We start from the raw sequence: 18,940 nt of genomic DNA, 5'->3' as shown, positions 1-18,940 counted from the left end.
CAGGATTACCTTAACCCACAAGCAAGCTAGCAGCGCAAATACCGTTTTTCTAGTCACCCAGCCGGTTGCGGTGACGCCGGGTTGAGCTTGCCTCCGCGCCCAGCCTGCACGCTCCTAGCGCGGCTCCTTCGGCAAACCCAAAACCGCTTCTCCTACGCCATTTTTCATGACCTCGTCGGTGCCGCCGCCTATGCGGATGGCGCACGCTCCCAACAGCAGCTGCTTCCAGGCGTAGGTGCCCCATTCGCCGGTGTCGGCGCAGATGCAGGGGCCAAGCAGGCGAGCGATCATTGACGCCGCCCAGTTCATGTGCCGGGCGGTGGCGTACTTGGCCGCTGCCGGGGCCAGCGGAGGCCGCCGGTTGGCGTTCCACTCCACCAGTCGGTAGCCGATGTAGAGGCGGGCCAGGTCTTGGCGCACCACCGGGTCGTCGGCCAACCCGAAGTGCTGGGCCATCTGGACGACTTTCTCCGGGGCGACCAGTCCCACCAGCCCGCTGCCGCCGTAGCCCGCACCCCTCGACCCGATCGAGGCCCGCTCCGATTGCAGCGTGGTGCGGAACACCGACCAGCCCGCGTTGATGTCGCCCACCCGGTAGCGGTCGCTGATGCGGGCGTCGTCAAGGAAGACCTCGTTGAACTCCGATCCACCGGTCATCTGCCGCAGGGGGCGCACATCGGTTCCCGGCGTGTCCATCGGATAGATGAAGGCGGTTATTCCCTGGTGCTTGGGGGCGTTCGGGTCGGTGCGGGCCAGCAGCAGGCCTATGTCGGAGTAGTGGGCCCGGGAGCTCCACACTTTTTGGCCGCTTATCACCCACTCGTCGCCGTCGGCAGCGGCCCGGGTGCTGAGGGAGGCCAAATCCGACCCGGCGCCCGGCTCGCTCAAAAGCTGGCAGGCCAGGACCTCCCCCCCGTGCAGCCGGGTCAGGTACCGCTCTTTCAGCCAATCGGAGCCGTGGGCCAAGATGGTGGGGGCTACCACCCCCAAGGCGGTACCGAACATCGTCTGCGACGGCACCCGATAGCCGGCCTCCAGATCGAGATAGGCCCGCTCGTACTCCGGGTCGAGGCCTCGTCCGCCATACTGCGGAGGCCCGGTGATCCACCCAAAACCCGCCTCCCACATCTTGGCCCGCCACTGCTGGGCGGCTTTGACCGCGGCCTCCTCCTCTGCTGCGCTCTTCTCGGCATAAACGGTGATCTCGTCGGAGCCGACACCCCAGGTGAACTTGTCGCGCACAGCCCGCTCGGCGTTGGCGTCCAAGAACGCTTGAGCTTCGGCGGCAAACTCGTCCAGAGTTGGCTTCACATCCCCATTCTGCACTGATGAGATGCTAAGCAAGACCCCGTGACACCGCTGATCTCCATCAACCTCCGCACTTTCGCCGCCGCCGATCCCGGTCCGGGAGGCTGGCAACCCGTGCTGGATCTGGCCAAAGCGGCCGATGCCGCCGGAGTGGACAAGGTGGTGGTCAGCGACCATGTGGTGTTCGGCGACCGCTTGGAGGCCTACGGCCAGCCCGAACTGGGAGGCATGGCCGGTGGTCGCCAGCCCACCGGCCCCGACGGCCACTGGCTGGAGCCCACCACCGTGTTGACGGCGCTGGGTGCCATCACCAGCAACCTCCGGCTGGGCAACAACATCTTGTTGGCCGCCCTGCGGCGTCCGGTGATCCTGGCCAAGTCTCTAGCCACCCTCGACGTGCTCACCGGCGGCCGGGTTGACCTCGGCGTGGGCGTGGGCTGGCAGGCCGAGGAATACGAGGCCGCCGGGCTGGATTTCGCCGAGCGGGGCCACCAGCTCGACCACACCCTGGCAGTGTGCCAAGCCCTGTGGGGCGCCTGTCCAGCCGACTTCAGCGACGACCAGCTCGAGTTCTCCCGCATCTACATGCAACCCCAGCCGGTGCAGCCCGGCGGGGTGCCCATCTGGGTGAGCGGCACGGTGAACCCCCGGGCCATGCGCCGACTGGCCCGCTTCGGCGCCGGCTGGATCCCCTGGGGCGACTACATGGGCGGCGACATGGCTTCCCACATCGACCAGATGCGGGAGGCGGTGGCCGGTTTCGACCGCGACCCGACGGGCCTCGGCGTAGTGGGCACCCTGCCCATCGTGCGCACCGACGACGGCGTAGACCTGGCCGCCACCATGGACGCCGTGCCCGCCCTGGTAGAAGCCGGCGTCACCGACTTCCGAGCCCACCTCCCCATCCCCTCCGACGCCGCTGAGGCCCACGACTACCTAGCCGAGGTAGTCACCGCCTTCCGCCCCGCCGCCGGCCGCTAAGGGAACCGCGCAGGCACCCGGGGATGACAGAATCAGCTGCTATGGCCAAAATGGATCGGCTCGCAGTGTTCATCGATCATCAGAACGTCTACAGGGGGGCACGAGATGCTCTTGGCGCCACAGATGCTGATCATCACACCGTAGGTCAATATGACCCGATCAAGCTCGCCAATCTGATCGCGGAGCGCCACCCGAGCTACCGGGGGGCGAATCTACGCAAGCTTGTACAGGTCAATATCTACAGTGGTTTGCCAGGTTCGTCGAGAAACCCAAAGGGATACGCGGCCTCTCGAAAGCAGTTCAAGCGCTGGGAAAGCGCAACCAGTGGGTCCGACCCCAAGGTTGAGGTCTGTACTCGGCCGCTGGACTATCGAACTGGATACCCCCGCGAAAAAGGCATCGACGTGTTGTTGGCCCTGGATCTCGCATTTGGCGCAGCCGACAAAGACTTCGATGTCGTTGTGCTGTTTTCGGGCGATTCTGACCTCCTGCCGGCACTAGAAAGAGTCCACGCCGTTGGGGTCATGTGTGAGGTCGCGGCATGGAAGGGGGGCGGTCGACAGCTCCCCAAGAAGGACTACATCAAATGGGAACATCGCCTCTACAAGCGTGACTACGAACAGGTTCACGATTCCTGCAACTATCTCTAGGAGTTGCGCTCGTCGCTTCTAGCGCTACACTTTGGACCAATCCTCCCCGCCGTCCACCACGGCTTGTCTGTGGTGCACTGGCGGGGCTTTTTTGTGCCCTATAGGCAGTGATCCCCGGATTCTCGGTGGTTGTCACTCCCAATTCCCTGTAACTGTGCCTAGCCAGATGTTCTTGCCGAAGGTGGCGAGGACAGTCTTGTGGGTTTCGTAGGCGGGCATGAGGCGGGCGACGGTGGACCAAAATCCGGAGGTGTGGTTGGTTTCGTGGAGGTGGGCGAGTTCGTGGACAACGATGTAGTCGATGAGGCTGGGCGGGAGCTGGAGGGCGGCCCAGTGGACGTTGATGCGCTGAGGGCCTTCGGTGGGACGGGCTGAGCCCCAGCGGTAGCCGAGGTCCCGAACGGTGACATCGATGGAGTCCTCTCCCATCCGGGCGGTCCAAGGACGAATTCTCTTTCGGAGCCATTGAGTGCCGGTGCTGGTGTACCAGCGGCGCATAGCGGCCGCACCCTGATCGACCTGAGATGGGTTCATGTGGAAGCGGCCTCGTTCAAGGCGAACGCCGGCAACCTGGTCAGTGAGGGTGAGGCGGTAGCTGCGACCGAGATAGGCAAAGCCCTCCCCTTCGACGAATTGCTTCGTGATCGGTGGGCCAGTCAAGGCATCCTTCTCAGCCAGTTTGCGGTACACCCACTGGCGCTTGTCGATCACAAACTGGGTCGCCCGTTCGATGGTTGTGCCATCAGGAGCTTTGAGCACTAGCGAGGCATCGCGCTCAACGGTGATCTCAATGGTGGTGCGGTCGCTGGAGGGAGCGATCGCCAATGCAAGGTCGCCCACAACAAGCTCAGGAAGCTCGTGGAGCGGGACGACGGCAGCGGCCGTCATGCCAGCCGCTGCTGGTTGGCCTTGGCCAGGTCGACGAGCTCAACGGCCAACTCGTCGAGGCTGTTGTAGTCGAACAGGTCGCTGCTGTCGAGCTTGCGCTTCACAGCCTTGCGGAGTTCGTCCTGCTTGGTGGGGTTGTCCCAAAATCCAACGGTCTTTATGGTGCGGCGGATATCGGAGACGATCTCGCGGGTCTGCGCGATGAGCTGTTCGGAAGCGTCGGGATCGGAGCTGGCCACTTTCTCAGCCATCTGCCCGTGGAAGGGCAGTTCGGTAGTCGGGTCGAGCCCGGTGTTGTCCTCATCAGTTCGTCCGGCGTTGATCTCGGCGATCAGCTCTTCGAATTCAAGGGCAATCTGATCCCACCGGCCTTCAAGCCGCTCAAGAATCTCGTCGATGCGCTTGGAGAGCTTGCCGTAGTAGGCGGGGTCTTCGTCAAGGTGCTCACGGATGTGGTGGCGGGTCGCGTGCTCCATCTCGGACGCCTTGGCCCGATCAGAGTTGAATTCCTTGATTCGGCTTCGGAAATCGGGGTCGGTGATCCTCAAAGGCGCGATCTTCTGAGACAGGTCGAGCACCGTGACGTGCTCGTCGATCAGCCGACGGACCTTCTCCTTGTACTTGAGCGGGTCGAAGTCGCCATCGGGCGTGTCCCGGTAGCGGCGCCGGGTGGCAACCTGGATCTCGCCGAAGAGGTTGGCGTCGTCCACGAACCGAAGAGCTTCGGGCCGGGGCAGCACGGTGTCGAAGGTGGTAAGGAACATCCGCAGCGCCACATCGAATTCGGCTCGGAGCCGCTCATCACCAAGAAGGTGGACGCAGTCTTCGATGGCATCGACGGTTGCAGCCGGCTCGATCCCTCGCTGTACGAAGATCTGGCGAACCCGTTGGCGCTGCGGCTCCAGCTTTTCGATCTCAGCGGCCAGCGGACGAAGCGCACCTTCCACATCCGGATCGATCTCGCCATCGTCACCGGCGTAAGCGGACAGTGCCTGGGTGAGCTGAGAAGACACCCCGTAGTAGTCCACCACCAGTCCGTAGGTCTTCTTCGGTGCCGTCCGATTGACCCGAGCGACTGCTTGGAGCAATTCGGCCTCTTGGATCATCCGGTCGAGATACAGAACTTGAGCCCAAGGTGCGTCGAATCCTGTGAGCAGCATCGACTTCACAATCAACAGCGACAGTGGACTGCGATTGTCGCCCTCATGTCCCAACGGCAACTTGAAGCTGTTGATTCGGGCCTCTTGGCCCGGCTTGTCGGTCCACTCCGCATAATGCGGAGGATCGTTGTGATCGCCCGAGATCACCGGCGCGAATTCCAGAGCACGGATCAAATCCACCCCACCTACTGCTGCCCGCAGAAACGACTCCTCAGGATCGAGGTGGCGAGAGTCGCTTGAACGGTCCAGCAAGTCGTTCCGGCGCTGGTCGAGCTCTATGACCAACTCGTCTCTGGCTGTGTTCAGCGCGTCGTAGTACCGCAGACACGCCTTCCGGCTGGTGGCCACGATCATGCCCTTGAACCCGTCGGGCATCACCGTGGATAAGTAGTGGCGCAAGACGTCTTTCGCCTTGGCCGCAATCAACTCCGGCGCCTCCAGCACTTGGGCAGTGGTGGCGTACTTACTCTGGAGCACTTCGCGCTGGTGATCGGTGAGATTGCGGAACCAGCGGAAGAACACCTCGTCCATCCTCGACGCACCGCTGACCGCCGCGTCGGTGGTGCGTCCCTCGTAGAAGATAGGCACCGTCGATTCATCGGCCTCCGATTGGGCCAGTGTGTAGCGGTCGATGTAGCCGCCGAAGATCTCCAGCGTCTTTTTCCGCTTGCCCATGATGATCGGTGTGCCGGTGAATCCAATCCGGGCCGCGTTGGGAACCGCACTCATCAAGTTGGCATGCAGCGTGGACGCCTGAGAGCGGTGGGCCTCGTCCACCATCACCAGAATCGACTCAGAGTCGTTCAGCACCCCGAACGTCTCTTCAGCACCCAAACCATCACCGCTCCCACCGTTGGTGTCGCGATACTTCTGGATCATCGCCATCACCACACCTGGACCGGGCTGGGACAGAAGTTCACGCACCTGAGCCGCGCTCTTGGCCACCTTCACTGTCTCACCAGCAAGCGCCGCCGTGTCGCGAAGCTGAATCTCCAAATCGGTCCGGTCGGTGACCAGCACAATCTTGAATTTCCGCAGCTCAGGATGGCTCCGCATGGCACGAATCAAGAACACCATGGTCAAGCTCTTGCCCGATCCCTGGGTGTGCCAGATGATACCGCCTCGGCGATCCACATGGCCGTCCTCTGCGCGAGTGGCCCCAGTCAGTAGCCGCTGCAACGCTTTCTGTACACCTCGATACTGCTGGTACCGGCTCACCAGCTTGACCGTCCGGCCTGAGCCGGTCTCCTTGAAGAGCGTGAAATGCCGAACGATGTCCAGCAACCGCTCCGGCGCCAACATCCCAGCAGTCAAGACCTCCTGCTGGGTAACCGCCTCAACCAACATCCCCAATGACGCGGCAATCTCTTCCCTTGACGTCGGGTACGGGTCCTTCCAAGCCAGATAGTGCTCAGGCAAGGCAGAGAATGTGCCTGCTTCAGCCCTCTCCCCAGTCGTGGCCACCGTGAATTGATTCGTCCAGAACAATTGCTCCGCGCCCTCGACTGATTCGCTGCCTCTCTGGTTGGCATAGCGACGCAACTGATCAATGGCATCAGTGAGACCACTCTCCGTCCCTGGCGGCTTGGCCTCGATCACAACAAGCGGGATGCCATTCACAAACAGCGTCACATCCGGCCGAATGTCCGGCCGGCTCCCCGGTGTAGCCACCGGAAACTGCGACACCGCCAGAAAGTCATTGGCCGACCAGTCGCCCCAGCAGATGTAGTCAACCGTCTGCTCCCGACCCCCATCCCACCCTTCCAATCCCGAAACCGAGAACCCGCCCAACAACAGCTCGGTCGCCTGCTGGTTGGCTTCCAAAAGCCCAGGTCCCGCTGGCACCGTTCGTAACTCCGCTATCGCCGACTTGACCCGACCCTCATCCAGCCAGGCCTGCCCACTCGGCCCTACATTAATCCGCCCCAGCGCCTCACCCAACCGCTGCTCCAACAACACGTCCCGTTCCGAGACCCGAATTACGGCATCAGCCTCCTGGCGTTCTTTCCAGATCAGTGCCTCCCATCCCATAGAACTCAGGTGCTCAAGTAGCGGCCTCTCAACCCGCTCCCACTCCGGTCCTGAGTTCACGCAGCCACCGTTCGAACCCGCCCAGACAGCAGATCAGCAGCAACGCCAGCACGTAGCATCTTCAGTTTCTCTAGCCCTGATTGTTCATGAGTATTGGTGGTTCGCTTTGGCCGGGTGTTCTGTGTGTGGGTCGGGCGGGGTTCGGGGTTGGGGTTCGGGTGTTGGGGGTGGTTGGGGGTTTGGGGGCGGTTGCTGTGGGGTGTCGGGGTCGGGTTGGGGCGCGCTGGGTCGGGGGTCGGGGGGCGTCGGGGTTGGCGGGCGGGACAGCGGGCGGTGTTATGGGGCGTGGGGCTGGCAGGCGTGGAGGAGTTGCGGGGTTGTGGGCCACCAGTCGAGGAGGCGCAGGGTCTGTTTGCGGGAGGAGCGGACGAGGCGGGCGGGTGCGTGCCATAGCTGCCATCTGAGGCGTTTGGGGGCGGCTTGGGCGAGGGGTCCGGTGAGGCGGAGTTGTTGGAACCATCTAACGAGCGCCAGGCTGAGCGCGACGAGCTGCGCCCATGCGGCGTTGGCTTCGTAGTCGGTGAAGGGCATGCGTTTTAGGCCGGAGTCTTTGAGGTCTGCGATGGTGTTCTCGATGCGGGCGTGGGCTCTCATGTGGGCGTCGAGTTCGGCGGGGCCGCCTTCGGCGTCGGTGTAGAACCCGCGGTAGCGCCGGTTGCCGGAGTCGAACAGGGTGCGCTGCGCGCCGGGGTGCAGCGGCTCGCGGCGGGCGATGAAGCGGGTGCCGGCGGGCCAGCCGGAGAGGTCGACGCTGTCGGTGAGGTCGGCCACCTGGGCCCGCCTCGAGGGCTCGCCTCCGGCGCCGAGCGCCGGCTGCCATGCGCCGGCGTCGAAGCGGTTATGGTCTATGGCCGCTTCGACCTGGTGGTTCGAGCGGGCTGTCATGAAGAACCCGATGTTGCGGGCCCGGCAGGCCTCGGCGATGCCGACAGAGCAGCCCGCCGCGTCGACCCGCAGGTGCACCTCGCGCAAGGGCGCCTGCCCGTCGCCTTCGCGGTGGCCCCCGGCGACGGCGGCGGGGAGCTGCGCGATGGCGGCGTCCAGGACCTCTATGTGGTCGCAGATGTCGTTGGCCGCGGCGTTTCCCGCCCGCAGCTTGATCGACAACGGCTCGCCCTCTGAGGTGGCGCACAGCATCGGGTGGAACCCGAACCCGCCCTTGAAGTGCGCAGCCGCGCCCTGCTTGTTCTCAGAGTGCACCTCCACCAAAGTCGAGTCGATGTCCAAAACCACCGGACCGGACCCCTCGCCGCGGCGCTCCCACACCCCGGCCCGCACACCGGCCACCGCCCCCAACAGGCCCTCCACCACATCAGGGCCCAAACCGCGCAGCGTGCGGTACAGGGTCGAGTCAGACGCCACCTCGCCGAACAGCACCGGCTGCGCCCTCAGATGCTCGATGTCGCTGCACGCCTCCCCGCCACCGGCCAACATCAACAGCAAATGCGCCAGCACCTTGCCCCGGTCGTGCGACGGCGCCCGCTCGCCGCCCGGCGGCACCGCCGCCGACAACGCCTCCCCCAGCCCCAAACCGTCGGCGAAACGCCCCAAAGCGAACAAACCAGAATGCGCCGCCACCTGACCGCCGCCGCCTTCCACCCTCACATCGCAAGTGCTGCTAGCCTGCATCTCGGAGATGCCCCTCCCTGTGGAGCCGATACGTGCCCATCAACACACATCGTCCCACACCAGAGGGGCTTTTCCGCGGACGCGCACCCCCCAAACACCACACCCCATGAACAATCAGGGCTAGCTCTTTCTCCCTAGTAGCCCACGCTGCACGTCCAACTTCATGTCTGCGGACTACTTCCTGCTGCCTAGAAATGTCTGGGCAAGAAATGCGAAGGCTTGCTATGCGATGTAGTGCAAGCTTTGGCACACCACTACCAGTCCCAATCTCAGCTCTAATCTGAGAAACAACCTCTGCGGAGTTCATATGCAAGGCCAAATACTCTGGAACGAATGACTTAGACGGCACAATTTTAGCAGCGTTCTCCGTCAGAATCGTCTTGAGACCTACTGGTGGACAATTGATTCCTACATATCCAATCGATCCGGCAATCGACATGAACAAGTCACCATATTCAATTTCGTACCGCTTCAAAATATCAAATGTAGCATAACTGAGGGAACGTAAATCACTGTAGTTCACACTCTTCTGGAAAAAGTCTTCGACTCTTAGATAACGATATTGTGTCTCATGAGAGACATATGAATGTCCACCTGGAAGACGCTTTCCTCCAAACACCTTGCACATTTCGCCTAATCGAACAGCTTTGCTGTCCACAATATTGGCCATTTGTTCCTGAACATACGCCTGGTTAACCGCCTTCAATTTGAAGACGACTCGTTCGGTGGCCTGAATGGCCTCATCAATCGTGTCGAGGACCTCTGCAATCCTGAACTGTTCCTCCAATGGCGGCACCCAAACTAGAGCCTGCGATACCGCGAGCCAAGATGTCCTCGGCATACCTGTACCGATGGAATTACGTTCAGCGTGTCGAAAAACAGTTTCACTGGCTACGGCATGACTTGCATACCGGGGATCAACACCAGCCTTGGGACGCAGGATGAGGAAGTCGGTTGAGCAGTAGCCTTCGCAATCAACCTGGACAGCTTTGCGCAAGTTTGGTCGCAGCTTCCCAAACAGTATGTCTCCTCTTGCGAAGACCCCATTTGTGCTCTCTGACGCGGATGAGGGCGCGACACCCATCAACGTCCGAGCACTAGCCCTGATTGTTCATGAGAATTGAATAGTCCCGGGTTTCGTGGGGGCTCTGTTCTTTGGGCGGGTGGGGTTTGTGTGTTTTCGTGTGGTTTCGGTGTTGGGGTTGGGGGGTTGGTGAATTCCTCTGGTGGTCGGGGGGTCTGGTGGGGGGTTTGGGGCGCGTCGGGTCGGGGTTTGGGGCCGGGGTCGGGGTGGGAGCGGGGCGTGGGGCTATGGGCCGTGGGGTTGGCAGGCGTGGAGGAGTTGGGGGGTTGTGGGCCACCAGTCGAGCAGGCGCAGGGTCCATTTGCGGGAGGAGCGGACGAGGCGGGCGGGTGCGTGCCATAGCTGCCATCTGAGGCGTTTGGGGGCTGCTTGGGCTAGGGGTCCGGTGAGGCGGAGTTGTTGGAACCATCTCACGAGAGCCAGGCTGAGCGCGACGAGCTGTGTCCAGGCGGCGTTGGCGTCGAAGTCGGTGAAGGGCATGCGTTTGAGGCCGGAGTCTTTGAGGTCTGAGATGGTGTTCTCAATGCGGGCGTGGCCTCTCATGTGGGCGTCGAGTTGGGCGGGGTCGCCTGCGGCGTCGGTGTAGAACCCGCGGTAGCGCCAGTTGCCGGAGTCGAACAGGGTGCGCTGCGCTCCGGGGTGCAGCGGCTCTCGGCGGGCGATGAAGCGGGTGCGCTCGGGCCAGCCGGCCAGATCGACGCTGCCGGTGAGGTCGGCGACCTGGGCCCGCCTCGAGGGCTCGCCGTCGGCGCCGAGCGCCGGCTGCCACTTCCCGGCGTCGAAGCGGACGCGGTCTATCGCCGCTGTGACCTCGAAGTTTGAGCGGGCTGTCATGAAGAACCCGATGTTGCGGTCCCGGCAGGCCTCGGCGATGCCGACAGAGCAGCCCGCCGCGTCGACCCGCAGGTGCACCTCCCCCAAGGGCGCATGCCCGTCGCCTGGGCGATGGCCCCTGGCGACGGCGGCGGGCAGCTGCGCGATGGCGGCGTCCATGACCTCTATGTGGTCCAAGATGTGGTTGGCCGCGGCGTTGCCCGCCCGCAGCTTTATCGACAAAGGCTCCCCCTCGTCTGTGGCGCACAGCATCGGGTGGAACCCGAACCCGCCCTTGAAGTGCGCAGCCGCTTGCTGCTTGTTCTCGGAGTGGACCTCCACCAAAGTCGAGTCGATGTCCAAAACCACCGGGCCCGCAGCGTCGCCGCGGCGCTCCCACACACCGGCCCGCACACCGGCCACCGCCCCCAACACAGCCTCTGTCGCGCCGGGGCCCAAACCGCGCAGCGTCCGGTACAGAGTCGAGTCAGAAGCCACCTCGCCGAACAGCACCGGCTGCGCCCGCAGATGCTCGATGTCGCTGCAAGCCTCACCGCCACCGGCCAACATCAACAACGAATGCGCCAGCACCTTGCCCCGGTCATGAACCGGCGCCCGCTCCCCGCCCCGGGGCACCGCCGCCGACAACGCCTCCCCCAGACCCAAACCATCGGCGAAACGCCCCAAAGCGAACAAACCCGAATGCGCCGCCACCTGACCGCCGCCGCCTGCCACCCTCACATCGCGCGTGCTGCTAACCTGCATCCCGGAGATGCCCCTCTCTGTGGAACCAAAACGTGCCTAACAACACACATCGTCCCACACCAGAGGGGCTTTTCCGCGGACGCGCACCCCCCAACACCACACCCCCATGAACAATCAGGGCTAGGAGCAATGTGCTCAAGACCCACGTAAGGGAATCCAGCTGGCTTTCGGCCAGTCGTCTTCGCGGTGACCTGATCCACCAGGTCATCAAGTCGGCCCCTATCCATACCCTAGCTCCTCAAGGAGCTGGTTCAGCCGTGTGGCAGAGGTGTTTCGATCGGCTTGGAACTCACTGAGGGTGATGCCGTACTTGCTGACGAGGTTGTCGTACCAAGAGAGCATGCCTCGCTCTATTGCGGCGTAGTGGTCGGCTGCGAGTGCTTCAATCCGACTACGTAGCACTGCAACGGCATCGGCAGGGGCATCATCTGCCTGCATGGCCTGGAGGGCTTGACGAGCTTGCGTGATCAGCGCGTTGTCGACAGATTTGAGCGCCTTCTTGACTCTCGTGCGCTCAGCCTTCAATTGCCTTATCTTCGATGAGTTGACTTTGTCGACGCCGGGACCTTCATCGTCTTCTGGGGTTTCGGCAGCATTGATCTCAATGACCAAGCGGGCGTGTTTGAGCACAAGGTCGACCCGCTCGGCGAGTTGGTGGCCCGCGAGCAGTTTGATAGCGGTCTGATCAGCCAGATCGGGGGCGTTCTTCTCGCTCTGGCTGGCTTCAGCAGTAGTGAACCATGCTTCGATCGCTGCCTTCCACCCTCGATTGGCAGCGGTCTGAATCTCGTTGATGCTCTGTTGCCACCACTCTGCGACCATCCCCGCAGCCTTAAAACGGTCCAATCCAGCAGACGTCATGCAGATGGTGAAATTGTCCACAAAATGGCGACGCAGACCAGCGAGGTCGTCGGCGGCATGTAAGGCCAAAAGCCTTGGCTCAACGGTCTCGGACCACCACTGAGGCCAGGGACTTGCGGCAGCCTGTTTCGAGACGGCATACCTGATTGCGCTTCGGGCAGCCTCCCGTCCATTGTCGGAGGCGATGTTGTGGCACCACTCGGCATAACCGTCGCCCCTGTCGGCAAAGAGGATCTCAGCATCCAATCCTGCTCTTTGCAGCAGGTCCTTGGCGGCGTCGATCTCGGCCATGGGCACCCCGCCGTGGATGTGGGCTCGCACATCTTGCGGCTCCGGCGGCGGGGCGTTGTCGGCGTAGCGGCGGATGTTGCAGTTGAAGTCGTTGTCGGCCAGTTCGTCGATGGTGACGACCTTGGCAAACCCCTCTACATCTAGGAAGTCGTGATAGGTGACGGCGATCTTCTCTTCATCTTGAGGTCGCAAGTAGTTCTGGGCCCTACCCTCCCCAAATTCGCGATCGGCGTTGATGAACAGCACCTTGCCCAATCGCTCCCGAGGCTTCGAGCCTTTGGCTCGCAAGATCAAGATGGCTGCGGGTATGCCAGTGCCGTAGAACAGGTTCGGACCCAGCCCGATGACTGTGTCGAGCAAGTCGTCCTCGATGACCTTCCTGCGGATCTCGCCCTCTGCCCCGCCCCGGAACAACACACCGTGGGGCATGACGGTCGCGACAACGCCATCCACCTTCAGTACGGCCAACATGTGCTGCAAGAACATGAGGTCGGCCTTCTTGCCACCCTCGGGGGTGTAGCCGTAGCGGAACCGCTCGGTATGGGTCAGGGAGTCCTTGTCATAGTTCTGGCTGAACGGCGGATTGGTGATCACGCAGTCAAACCGCTTCAGCTCCCCACCCTTGGTGTGCTCCGGTGTGGTCAGGGTGTCGTTGTTGCGCATATCGGCGTCCCGGATGCCGTGCAGGAGCATGTTCATCTTCGAGATTGACCATGTCGTGCCGTTGTTCTCCTGGCCAGCGAGTTCAAGGTTGTCAGGATTACCGCCGTTGTCGGCCACATGGTTGCGGGCGTAGATCAACATGCCGCCCGACCCCGAGCACGGATCGTACACCGACATCCCCTCCTGGGGGTCCACAAGCCTCACCATCAGTTGCACCACTTGGCGGGGTGTATAGAACTCGCCACCCTTCTTGCCAGCCGAGTCCGCGAAGTCTCGGATCAGGTACTCGTAGGCCGCACCCAGCAGATCGGGAAACTCGAAATCCTCGTTGCGGAGCCGGAACTTCGAGAAGTGGTCGATCAGGTCACGCCACTTCTTGTCTGTCACGGTCGTGTTGCCCACTCGCCGGTTGAAGTCGATGTGCTGCAACACCCCCTCCAGCACTGGATTCCACTCCTCCAGCGCTGCGAGCGCCTTGTTCAACCCATCACCCACCTGATGATGCAGCTCGTCCCGCAGGTACTCCCACCGAGCCACCTCAGGCACAAAGAACGCGTCTTCATAGAAGTCAGAATCATCAGCCCGCCTCTCCGCCTCCTCCTGCGAACGCCCCCGATCCAGCTCCCTCTCAACAACGCGCCGTCGCTCCTGCTCGAACACATCGCTCGCCCGCTTCAAGAACAGAGCCCCGAAGATGTACTCCTTGAACTCCGACGCATCCATCTTCCCCCGCAAGATGTCCGCCGCCGCAAACAAATGCCTCTCAAGCTGGGGCAACGTAAGCATGCGGTTACACTAGACGGCCCCACCATGCGAAGCCCTAGAAGTAGCTCTGGAAGCAAGGGCCCTATTCGCGCACTGGTAGGGGCTTGAGTCCGCCCATCCCAAGTCTCCCCACGCATTCGGGGCACACGGTGTCTTGGCGGGGAAGCTCGATTGCCGGCTGGGGGTCCAGTGGGCGGCACTTCGTCCATGTGACCATTTGGTCCGCATCTAGCAATCCCAAGACAGCAAAGAGGTAGTCGTTTACGGCATGGGCTACTGCTACAGCGTTGAGGGTTATGACGCTCGGAGCGGGAACTTCGTCTACGTAGCGCTGAGCTTGGCGTTGCTCAGGTGATGCTGCTTCCTCAGCAAGCCTGGTCGAGTCGATCAGCTCATTGCACCAAAGGCATGTCTCACCAGGTACGAGCTGGCGTACGACTGAGAAGACATCTTGGATCTTGCCTGTCGGTGGGTCGACTTGCACCTTGGCTCCGACCTGCCATGTTGGAATCAGATACTGATGGCAGAGCGCATTGACCACCAAGCGTGCCTGCATCGTGTCAGCAGCCAGGAAAATGGCGTCGCAGTCAACCAACCGCTGGGCCACTGCTGAATCAGTTATGTCTCCAGCAATCGCCTCGAACTGAATTCGGGGATTTGCTTCTTGAGCCACTCGCTTGGCTATGTCTACCTTGTGCTTTGCCTTGTAGCGCAGCAGTCGGGCAATTGGAGCTGGAAGCCATTTTGGCCGAAGGTCGCTTCGCTTTGCCCCCACAACCCTCGGGAGGTTCGTAGCATCGAGCCGATCGAAGTCGACGACGACAAGGTGGCCAATACCCAGACGAGCAAGGTATTCGCTGATCAGCGAGCCAGCGCCTCCCGCTCCAATGATGCCGACCTTTTGAGCCGAGAGGATGTCTTGGCCGCGTTCGCCTAGTAGCCGCACCTGACGGTCATACTGCGGATCAGTTCCGCTAAGTGTCCTAGGGGATGGGTACATCGTTTCTTGGGTTCTGCCAACCACCACGGCGTGATCAAGCTCAAGTTGATTCTGTTTTGAGAGCCAGATGTCGCCGGCCACAGCCTGGTGGGCAAAGACCAGGGCACCGACCGGCGACCCGTCGAGGATGTCGAGAAGCGCTGGGTAACCCCGGCGGTGTGATGCCATGTCATCACCAGATAACGCGACGCTGTCGGTTCCAGGGTGATTGTGGACAGCCATGTAGGCGAGGCCGTCATCTGCGCATGCAAGAGCGCACTGCCTCACAAAGTCGGCTGTGAGCATGCGGTAGCCCCGGTGGCCTGGTAGGTAGTCCACACCATCGACGGCGAGAAAGAGGCGACGCCCCAGAAACCGGAGTCCACGAGCCGTCGCTACAGCCGAAGCTCCAATAACCGCTCCATGCTCATCCCCGTCGCCCTGAAAGAGATGGGCACGCAACTCAGACATCATGGCTTTAGGCAGTCGAATGCTGATCGGACCCTTCATTGCGCTCTCATCCATGCCAGCACCTTGTTGACCTTGAGGCACGCGGTATCGATTGCAGGGTTCAGGCGATTGCTCCGCCGAGACAGTTGCAGTGCCGCCTCCCCGTTGAACTCTGCTCTTGAGAATCCCTCCCCATGCTCCCCATCATCCACCCGAGCCAAATCAGGACGGACGAACAATGGGTAGACGTCGGCGGAGGGGTATTGGAAGCTGATGGCAAACTTGAGCCACGTCTCCTGTTGGACGTATGCCGGGCCTGGGTCAACAGGATCTATCGAAACGAAGACACCACCGTCTTCGATCCCGACAGAGACCACCTCCGAATCGGGAAAGCACTCCTTGAGCTCCTCGAGTGCCTCCTCTATCTCAGGCTTCACAGTCCATGCTCCCAGTAGGAGTTGTCGTCAGAGGCAGTGGCAAAGAACTCCGACTTGTCGCTCACCTCAACGACGTCGTTGTCGCCAATGATCTTTTGCTTCCCCTCAGGGTCAAGCATGGCTAGCTGAAAATCCAGAGCAATGTCCACGCCCTGCTCAATCGCAGCTTCCTTGATCTCCAGACCACTGTCTCCTGGGCCATCGATTTCGATGTCCTGACGGTTGACTGTGATATGCACCTGCCCTCTCCGTCTGTCTCCACCCTTGCTGGTTTCTGGCTCATTCATCAGTTATCCTCACCTTCGTGATTGTTCTTCCGACGCTCAGTTGCTACTGAGCGATTGCATAGTAGCATGTCAATTTCATTATCGCAATCATCGGAGAGGGCCGTGACCGAAAAAATTGGGTGGTTCGACATCGAAGCATTCTTCGATGCTCTCGACATGACCCGGCAGACGAGAAGCCTGAACTGGAAGCAGGTGGCGGCCGAGTCAGGCGTCAGCGCTTCAACCCTCACCCGAATGGCACAGGGCAAGCGCCCCGATGTTGATGGTCTCGCAGCCCTGGTCACATGGTCAGGACTCCAGACAAACGACTTCGTGCGGTCCGACTCTGCTCTGCCTGACCCTGAACCCCTAGCTGCAATTTCTACCTACCTGCGATCAGACAAGAACCTCACGCCAGAGGCAGCGAGCGCCCTCAACCAAGTCATCCAGGTGACCTACGAACAGCTACGAACGCAGGGGTAATTTGTGCAACTTCGACGAGGCTTCAAGGCGGAGGCTGCGGATCTTGCTAGCGAGATTCGGGGCGAACTGGAACTTGGCCCATTTGACCGCCTCGACCCACACGCCCTCGCCCAACACCTCGCGATCCCCACTCTCCGACTTAGCACCCTAGAAGATCAGTGCAATGGCGCCTACTACCTCCTCTTCAAAGAACCAAGAGCATTCTCTGCCTGCACAGTTTTTGACGGCCGCCGCAGGATCATCGTGTACAACGATTCGCACTCCAAGGCACGGCAGAACAGCAGCTTGGCCCATGAGTTGAGTCATGGCCTCCTCCTCCACGAGCCGACTCCTGCACTTGACGGAATGACAGGATGCAGGATTTGGGACCCCACCAAAGAAGATGAGGCTGGCTGGCTGGCTGGAGTAATGCTCGTCACCGAAGACATGGCCCTCGCCGTTGCGCGTGGGCGATTTACAAAGCAAGATGCACAAGAACGGTGGGGGGTCAGCAAACAAATGTTGACTTGGCGCCTCAATATGACCGGCGCCTACAAGAGAGTCCAACGGGCTCGCGCTGGCTGACAGCCAAGTCGGTTGACTGCCAAGCAACAACTTGCGGGCATAGTTTCACGTCGTTGCCCCATCCTTCGGGGCCTCGTGCAATTGCCGCCCTAAGCCCCGGAACCGTCCCTGCTTCGGCAAACGGCCGGGGTTACGCCTTTGTGGGGGACTTCTTGCCCGCTGCGGCAAGTGTGTTGGATTCTGCTTCGAAGAGCCAGCCCACGCTGCGGGTGGGAGATCATCCTCAGTAAGCACATCACCCCATACCAGCCAAAGGTCACGAGGCAAGGGATCGTCGAGGCGATCTTCCTTGCCAAGCTCGTAAAACCTGCGCAAGCCAAGCCCGGTCGCTTCCGCATTCCTCTTCAATATCTCAACGATGTCCTCTCGTGGAGCAGTCAAACTGGCCATGGGGTCTCCTCGGCGTCTCCCCAGGTTGTGGCACTTGGGGAGCATCTGCTTAGAGTTTGCTAGCGGTAGCCGCAGCCAGTACCACCGCTTGTAGAGCGAGGATCCGTCCTGAATTGAACCGAGGTCCGAGACCGGGGAGTCGGCTGATGGCGTCGCTGCCTTCCAGCCCTCTGCTGGTTGCTAGTGGTGTGTCGCGGGTTTGTTTGCGCGGTTGAGGGCTGTTTGTGCTCGGCGGGTTTTGGCGATGATGGGTTCGGCGGTTTTGGTCCAGCGCAGGGGTTTGGGGTTCTGGTTCCAGTGTGATGTCCAGGTGTCGATGGTGTCCTCGAGGTCTTTGACCGAGGTGTGGGTCCGGTGTTTGAGGGCTTTGCGGGTGAGTATGGAGAACCATGTTTCGACGAGGTTGAGCCATGACGCGGATGTGGGGGTGAAGTGCAGGTGCCAGCGGGCTCGTTTGGGGTGGGCGAGCCAGTCTTTGACGGGTTTGGACTTGTGGGCTGAGAGGTTGTCCAACACGATGTGGATGTCGAGGTGGCGCGGTGTGTGCAGGTCGATCCATTTGAAGAACGCGAGCACGTCTTTGCCGGTGTGGCGCTTTCGGGTCTGGTGGAGCACCTCGCCGGTTGAGACGTTGAGGGCGGCGAACAGGTCGAGGGTGCCGCGTCTTTTGTAGTCGTGGGTGAGGGTGCGGGCCCGGCCGGGTACCATCGGCAAAGACGGCTGGGTGCGGTCTATGGCCTGGACCTGGGTCTTCTCGTCGAACGCGAACACCGCGGCGGCCTCGGGCGGGTCCAGATACAGGCCGACGACGTCGACGAGCTTGGCCTCGAAGCAGGGGTCTCGCGACAGCTTGAACACGTCTGAGCGCCACGGGCGCAGACCGTTCTCGCGCCACACGCGCGCCACGATGTCCTTGCCGACGCCGTGGCGCTCGCCCATAGAGCGCGTCGACCAGCACGCCGACCCGTCCGGGGGCTCCTCGAACAGCGTGTCGGACACGATCTCCGACTCCCGGGCCGCGCCCAGCGACCGGGCAGGCCCCCGGCCGCCCGCAACAGTGCCCAGCCACCCCAGCCCCCCGGCCTCGAACCCGCGCCGCCACGCCCGCACCGTGTTCGGAGCCACCCCGCAACGCCGCGCGATCTCCTCATTGGCCAAACCATCGCAAGCCGCCAGCAACACCCGCGCCTGGCGGGCCACCCGATGCGACACACACCCCGAGCGCGCCCAGCGCTCCAACACCTCCCGATCCGCATCCGAGACCCCCAACGCAACCGCAGCCGAAACCATCCCCCCACACTACACCACCCCGCAACACAACCAACGACACACCACTAGTGCCGAATCGGCCTCCGCCGCCGATAGCCTCAATTCGGCTGCCCGATGGCGCCAACAGCGGCCTCCCGGTCGCCCTCACTTCCC

The 18,940-nt window shown here is 61.9% G+C and carries 15 protein-coding genes; 4 read left to right on the top strand and 11 right to left on the bottom strand.

The genetic code is table 11. From position 1 onward, the window contains the following. Positions 1-114: 114 nt before the first annotated feature. The gene (locus ACOGXA_RS15475; protein ID WP_419924745.1) at positions 115-1,311 is read right to left on the bottom strand and encodes an acyl-CoA dehydrogenase family protein; all 1,197 of its coding nucleotides are present in this window, start codon (positions 1,309-1,311) and stop codon (positions 115-117) included. Between the two features lie 39 nt (positions 1,312-1,350). On the opposite strand from ACOGXA_RS15475, the gene ACOGXA_RS15470 reads away from it, so the two are divergent. Both ACOGXA_RS15470 and ACOGXA_RS15465 read left to right on the top strand, forming a co-directional pair. After that, on the top strand, positions 1,351-2,289 hold the full coding sequence (locus tag ACOGXA_RS15470; RefSeq protein WP_419924744.1) for a TIGR03619 family F420-dependent LLM class oxidoreductase: 939 nt from the start codon (positions 1,351-1,353) through the stop codon (positions 2,287-2,289). A gap of 41 nt (positions 2,290-2,330) precedes the next feature. Then, positions 2,331-2,939, top strand: coding sequence for an NYN domain-containing protein (locus tag ACOGXA_RS15465; protein ID WP_419924743.1), 609 nt, complete (start codon positions 2,331-2,333; stop codon positions 2,937-2,939). Between the two features lie 132 nt (positions 2,940-3,071). Here the strand turns inward: ACOGXA_RS15465 and ACOGXA_RS15460 are convergent, their stop codons facing one another. From ACOGXA_RS15460 to ACOGXA_RS15420, 9 genes are all read right to left on the bottom strand, one after another. Further along, positions 3,072-3,827, bottom strand: coding sequence for a M48 family metallopeptidase (locus ACOGXA_RS15460; protein WP_419924742.1), 756 nt, complete (start codon positions 3,825-3,827; stop codon positions 3,072-3,074). Then, positions 3,824-7,078 (bottom strand): type I restriction endonuclease subunit R, encoded by a 3,255-nt coding sequence (locus ACOGXA_RS15455; protein WP_419924741.1) that lies wholly within the window; start codon positions 7,076-7,078, stop codon positions 3,824-3,826. The genes ACOGXA_RS15460 and ACOGXA_RS15455 overlap by 4 nt, the downstream gene beginning before the upstream one ends. Positions 7,079-7,354: 276 nt before the next feature. Next, positions 7,355-8,707, bottom strand: a complete 1,353-nt coding sequence (locus ACOGXA_RS15450) for an IS1380 family transposase (protein ID WP_419924740.1) — start codon at positions 8,705-8,707, stop codon at positions 7,355-7,357. After that, entirely contained in the window at positions 8,697-9,494 is a 798-nt protein-coding gene (locus ACOGXA_RS15445; protein ID WP_419924739.1) for a restriction endonuclease subunit S, read from the bottom strand. The genes ACOGXA_RS15450 and ACOGXA_RS15445 overlap by 11 nt, the downstream gene beginning before the upstream one ends. A gap of 522 nt (positions 9,495-10,016) precedes the next feature. After that, positions 10,017-11,369 carry an IS1380 family transposase gene (locus tag ACOGXA_RS15440; protein ID WP_419924313.1) on the bottom strand — a complete coding sequence of 451 codons (1,353 nt, stop codon included), beginning with the start codon at positions 11,367-11,369 and terminating at the stop codon, positions 10,017-10,019. Between the two features lie 219 nt (positions 11,370-11,588). Continuing rightward, on the bottom strand, positions 11,589-13,970 hold the full coding sequence (locus ACOGXA_RS15435) for an N-6 DNA methylase (RefSeq protein WP_419924738.1): 2,382 nt from the start codon (positions 13,968-13,970) through the stop codon (positions 11,589-11,591). 61 nt (positions 13,971-14,031) lie between these two features. Further along, positions 14,032-15,453 (bottom strand): HesA/MoeB/ThiF family protein, encoded by a 1,422-nt coding sequence (locus ACOGXA_RS15430; RefSeq protein ID WP_419924737.1) that lies wholly within the window; start codon positions 15,451-15,453, stop codon positions 14,032-14,034. After that, positions 15,435-15,815 carry a hypothetical protein gene (locus tag ACOGXA_RS15425; RefSeq protein WP_419924736.1) on the bottom strand — a complete coding sequence of 127 codons (381 nt, stop codon included), beginning with the start codon at positions 15,813-15,815 and terminating at the stop codon, positions 15,435-15,437. Before ACOGXA_RS15425 ends, ACOGXA_RS15430 begins: the two co-directional genes overlap by 19 nt. Next, on the bottom strand, positions 15,812-16,102 hold the full coding sequence (locus ACOGXA_RS15420) for a multiubiquitin domain-containing protein (RefSeq protein WP_419924735.1): 291 nt from the start codon (positions 16,100-16,102) through the stop codon (positions 15,812-15,814). The genes ACOGXA_RS15425 and ACOGXA_RS15420 overlap by 4 nt, the downstream gene beginning before the upstream one ends. Before the next feature lie 66 nt (positions 16,103-16,168). On the opposite strand from ACOGXA_RS15420, the gene ACOGXA_RS15415 reads away from it, so the two are divergent. Continuing rightward, complete coding sequence (locus ACOGXA_RS15415) at positions 16,169-16,564, top strand: hypothetical protein (RefSeq protein WP_419924734.1); 396 nt, start codon at positions 16,169-16,171, stop codon at positions 16,562-16,564. 3 nt (positions 16,565-16,567) lie between these two features. Further along, a complete protein-coding gene (locus ACOGXA_RS15410; protein ID WP_419924733.1) occupies positions 16,568-17,128 on the top strand; it encodes an ImmA/IrrE family metallo-endopeptidase in 561 nt (186 codons plus the stop codon). 570 nt (positions 17,129-17,698) lie between these two features. On the opposite strand, the gene ACOGXA_RS15405 is transcribed toward ACOGXA_RS15410, so the two are convergent. Further along, the gene (locus tag ACOGXA_RS15405; protein ID WP_419924512.1) at positions 17,699-18,808 is read right to left on the bottom strand and encodes an IS630 family transposase; all 1,110 of its coding nucleotides are present in this window, start codon (positions 18,806-18,808) and stop codon (positions 17,699-17,701) included. Positions 18,809-18,940: the final 132 nt, after the last annotated feature.

Origin of the sequence: Candidatus Poriferisocius sp., from assembly GCF_965208475.1 — a bacterium.
GTDB lineage: Bacteria > Actinomycetota > Acidimicrobiia > Acidimicrobiales > Bin134 > Poriferisocius.
The sequence above is the reverse complement of the archived record's forward strand: the minus strand, read 5'-3'. Positions and strand labels throughout refer to the sequence as shown.

Bases quoted from the DNA above. Each gene is read 5' to 3' on its own strand.
- ACOGXA_RS15465 (WP_419924743.1), top strand. From the start codon at position 2,331: ATGGCCAAAATGGATCGGCTCGCAGTGTTCATCGATCATCAGAACGTC.
- ACOGXA_RS15460 (WP_419924742.1), bottom strand. From the start codon at position 3,827: ATGACGGCCGCTGCCGTCGTCCCGCTCCACGAGCTTCCTGAGCTTGTT.
- ACOGXA_RS15450 (WP_419924740.1), bottom strand. From the start codon at position 8,707: ATGCAGGCTAGCAGCACTTGCGATGTGAGGGTGGAAGGCGGCGGCGGT.
- ACOGXA_RS15440 (WP_419924313.1), bottom strand. From the start codon at position 11,369: ATGCAGGTTAGCAGCACGCGCGATGTGAGGGTGGCAGGCGGCGGCGGT.
- ACOGXA_RS15435 (WP_419924738.1), bottom strand. From the start codon at position 13,970: ATGCTTACGTTGCCCCAGCTTGAGAGGCATTTGTTTGCGGCGGCGGAC.
- ACOGXA_RS15430 (WP_419924737.1), bottom strand. From the start codon at position 15,453: ATGGATGAGAGCGCAATGAAGGGTCCGATCAGCATTCGACTGCCTAAA.
- ACOGXA_RS15420 (WP_419924735.1), bottom strand. From the start codon at position 16,102: ATGAATGAGCCAGAAACCAGCAAGGGTGGAGACAGACGGAGAGGGCAG.
- ACOGXA_RS15415 (WP_419924734.1), top strand. From the start codon at position 16,169: ATGTCAATTTCATTATCGCAATCATCGGAGAGGGCCGTGACCGAAAAA.
- ACOGXA_RS15405 (WP_419924512.1), bottom strand. From the start codon at position 18,808: ATGGTTTCGGCTGCGGTTGCGTTGGGGGTCTCGGATGCGGATCGGGAG.